This window comes from uncultured Methylobacterium sp. (assembly GCF_964251405.1).
GTDB lineage: Bacteria > Pseudomonadota > Alphaproteobacteria > Rhizobiales > Beijerinckiaceae > Methylobacterium.
Genome location: NZ_CAXUJR010000097.1, coordinates 9,327 through 13,110, shown reverse-complemented (window position 1 = coordinate 13,110; position 3,784 = coordinate 9,327). Strand labels below are relative to the sequence as shown.

Annotated in this window: 4 protein-coding genes; 2 read left to right on the top strand and 2 right to left on the bottom strand. The window is 65.6% G+C overall.

Going from position 1 to position 3,784, the window contains the following annotated elements:
• Positions 1–169: 169 nt before the first annotated feature.
• Together ACFE7U_RS15155 and ACFE7U_RS15150 are read right to left on the bottom strand one after the other, a co-directional pair.
• Positions 170–730, bottom strand: a complete 561-nt coding sequence (locus ACFE7U_RS15155) for a histidine phosphatase family protein (protein ID WP_375410551.1) — start codon at positions 728–730, stop codon at positions 170–172.
• 214 nt (positions 731–944) lie between these two features.
• On the bottom strand, positions 945–1,466 hold the full coding sequence (locus ACFE7U_RS15150) for a MarR family winged helix-turn-helix transcriptional regulator (protein ID WP_375410552.1): 522 nt from the start codon (positions 1,464–1,466) through the stop codon (positions 945–947).
• 158 nt (positions 1,467–1,624) lie between these two features.
• Between ACFE7U_RS15150 and ACFE7U_RS15145 the strand changes: the two genes are divergently transcribed.
• Together ACFE7U_RS15145 and ACFE7U_RS15140 are read left to right on the top strand one after the other, a co-directional pair.
• Positions 1,625–2,899 (top strand): amidohydrolase/deacetylase family metallohydrolase, encoded by a 1,275-nt coding sequence (locus tag ACFE7U_RS15145; RefSeq protein ID WP_375410550.1) that lies wholly within the window; start codon positions 1,625–1,627, stop codon positions 2,897–2,899.
• Between the two features lie 20 nt (positions 2,900–2,919).
• Positions 2,920–3,784: alpha/beta hydrolase (locus tag ACFE7U_RS15140; RefSeq protein WP_375410549.1), on the top strand; the 865-nt coding region annotated here is incomplete at its 3' end.

Here is a 3,784-nt window from a genome sequence, read left to right as displayed (position 1 = left end):
GCTTCTGGGCAAAAGGCAAGGGGCCGCTCACCACCCTTCTCAGGCTTTCAGGGCGTCCGCTTCTGGGCAGCCTGATAGAACGGACTCATCTGACCGGAATGGGTGAAAAGCAGTCCCCTGGCCTTGGGCTGGAATGGGTGGTGACAAGGCTGGAGATGCCTTCTCCCGTCTAGGGTCTGAGGCGCCCTACCACATCAAACCCAGAGTCTGCATTCGGTCGAAGGACGGCGATCTCGCCGTCTGCCGGGACGATCCCGGTGAGCGCCGTGATGTTCACCTGATGTGTCACAAGCACGAGGGTACCGGGTCGGCCCAACCAGTCCCGAATGCTGTCGCGTAGGGCTGCGCTCTGGTCCGACTCGGTCTTGCGATCGGCAAAGAAGCTGTCGAGAGACGGATCGGTCTCGACCGTGACGTCGGGGAACGCGAGGGCGGCGGTGTCGCGTGCGCGGCACCAGCGGCTAGACCGAACCGCGTTCACGACGACGAACTCGCGCCTCAAGCGTATACCGAGCGCAGCGGCCTGTGCACGGCCCGCCTCGCCGAGATTGCGCTGCGTCTCACAGGCGCCGAGCCGAAAGCCCGCCGGATCGCCGAAGCCTGGAGCGTTGGCGTGCCGCAGCAACATTACTGTGCCGCCGGCCCGTGCCGCCGCCCAAACCGCCTCGGAAGCAGATGCAGGGATAACGGAAAGGACCAGAGCAAGGGCGAAGATGAGATGTGCATGCATCGACCAAAGCTCTTCTACGGCCTGTCGGCGCTTAACGCAGCAGGCTCAGCTGTCGAAGTTCATCCAACGTAGGTGAGAACTAAGAGGCGCAGGCGAGAAATTGAAACATTTACCTTCAGCGCTGATCGGCCTGCGGCCAAGGACGCCACGCCCAAGCCAAGTCGTAGGCCGCCCGCGCCGGCCGCGTGCCCGAGGCGAGCCGCAGCGCCTCGTTTCACAGAAGGTCCATGGCGCCCTGGCGTTGGCCATGGGCAGCCGTGATCTTCTTCATGAGGCGGATGAGGGTTGACTGCTCCTCCGCAGTGAGGGCGGCCACTGTCACCTCATGCGCCTGCCGAGCGGCGTCCTCCATTGAGCCGAGAAGTTCGCGGCCCGCAGGGGCAAGCCGGCATTGCTGGGAGCGACGGTCAGTGGGCGACGGCGCCCGATCGATAAATCCACGAGCTTCGAGGCGTTTCAGGGCGCCTGTCGTCGTGGTCCGGTCCAAAGCCACCGCATTAGCCAGCGTCGTCTGGTCGGCATCCCCCCGCTCCATCAACAGAGAGAGAAGGCTGTACTGCAGCGGCGTGATCCGGAAGGCGCCGCATCGCTCGGCGAAGAGGCTGCCGTGGATCTGATGGAGCCGCCGCATCAGGAAGCCTGGCCGCTCCGTCAGGGGCCAGCACATCGGTGCACGATTTGGAGGCACCTCAGCTCCTTTATCCATTTCGCATGCATCGCCGACCGCATTCTCGATCATGCCAACCATCGGTAATCTTCGCTCCGATCGAAAAACTCGCTTGGCATACGCCGTGCTTCCTGGAAGGATGCGAAGCATGCTTCGCTTTTTGGCGGGTCGTACAACGTTGGCCCTAGGTCAGAGCGATGGTCGGACTCGATCGACGAGGTAGCGCGATGGACACTTCCCGGTACGACATCCTTCTGCGCGGAGGGCGCGTCATCTGCCCCACATCGAGGATTGACGGCATCAAAGATGTCGCCATTCGCGACGGACGCATTGCCGCCGTCGAAGACACCATCCTTCCGTCGAGCGCCACTGAAATTGTCGATGTTTCCGGCAAGCTCGTCCTGCCGGGACTGATCGACACCCACGCGCACGTCTATCAATACGTCACCGGTCGTTTCGGCCTGAATGCCGACATGGTCGGCGTTCGCTCCGGGGTCACCACGGTGGTCGACCAGGGTGGCGCTTCCTGCATGACCCTGCCAGGCTTCCGCCATTTCATCGCGGAGCAGGCGCAGACGCGGGTCTACGCCTTCCTGTCCGCCTACCTCGTCGGAGGTCTCGAAGGACACTTCTACCCCAACCTCTACAGCCCCGACGGCGTCGACATCGACGCCACGGTGAAGTCGGCCACCGAGAACAAGGACTTGGTCCGTGGCATCAAGGGGCACGCCGAGATCGGCGGCTTCGCCCGTTGGGGTATCAAGGTCATGGAGATGGCCGCGGAGATCAGCCGCCGCTCCAACCTTCCCCTCTACGTGCATTTCGGCCAGCTCTGGGGGCTGCCGGAATCCGGCGCCAACGGCGAGGACGCCGACACCATCGTGGAGCGGGTAATTCCGCTGCTGCGCCCCGGCGACGTGCTGGCCCATCCCTTCACCCGTCATCCCGGCGGATTCATCAACGAGGCGGGTGAAGTCCACCACATCATTCGCCGTGCGATGGATGCTGGGCTGAAGGTCGATGTGGGCCACGGCAGCCACTTCTCCTACCGCGTCGCCCGCGCCTCGCTGCCCGCCGGCATCATCCCCTACACGTTGGGAGCCGACATGCACGGCTACAACACCGAGGTGCCCCAGCCGGCAGGCACGCCGGACGAGCACCACGACGACGAGAACCACCCCTTCCTGGGCCAGGCCCGCTTCAGTCTGACACAGGCGATGAGCTCGATGATGGCGCTGGGCATCCCGTTCGAGGAGGTGGTGCCGATGGTGACGTCGCACCCGGCCAGTATGCTCGGTTTGTCCGACCGCATTGGAGCGCTGACCCCCGGGTTCGAGGCGGACGTCTCGGTGCTCCACGACGACCGCGGCCGCTTCCTGCTGCGGGACAACGAGGACACGCGGGTCATCGCCGAACGCCTTCTTCGACCGGCCTTCTGCCTGCGGGCCGGCAAGCGCTTCGACGCCGACTCACCGATCCTGCCGCAGGCCATCGCGGCCTGACGGTCCGCGGGGAGGGGGTCATGCACAAGCCGCGGCACATCCCGACCGACCCGCTTCCCGCCGATCCCCGCCTCGGTTGGGACACGCTCGACCAGGCGGCGCGCGACGCGGCCTACGACAACAACGCGGCGGTGCCGGACAGCGCCATTCAGGCGGCCGAGCGCAATGAAGCGTCGGCCGCCTACCGTGCCGTCCATGCGGGCGCCCTCGACATTCCCTACGGAGACGCTCCTAGGACCGCCTTTGACCTTTACCCAGCGGGTGATCCAGCCGCGCCCTGCCTTGTCTTCCTTCACGGCGGCTACTGGCAGCGTAATTCCCGCGACCTCTTCGCCTGCTTCGCCGAAGGTCCGGCGAAAGCCGGCTGGTCTGTGGCGATCCCCGGCTACACGCTGGCGCCCGACGCGAACCTGACGCGGATCGTGGCGGAGGTGGGCGAAGCCCTTGACTGGCTGACCAAGTACGGGCCCACCCACGGCATCGCCGGTCCCATCGTCCTCGCCGGCTGGTCGGCGGGGGCGCATCTCGTCGCGATGCAGCTCCACCATCCGGCGGTCGTGGCCGGGCTTGCGATCTCGGGGATCTACGAGCTCGGGCCAGTCCGCGACACAGGGCTTAATCAGGCGCTTCGCCTAACTGATGACGAGGTGGCGACACTCTCGCCCCTGCGCCTTCCCGTGGTGGGTAAGCCGCTCGCGATCGCCTACGGAACGGCTGAGGTTCCAGCCCTCGTCCATGATGCCCGCAACTTTCACGCCCTGCGCAGCGCGGCGCACGCTCCGGGACCACTACTACCGCTGGCGGGCGCCGAGCATTTCTCCGTCCTCGATGAACTACGCCATCCCGGCGGCGTGCTCGTGCGGGCGGCCATCGAACTGGTCGAAG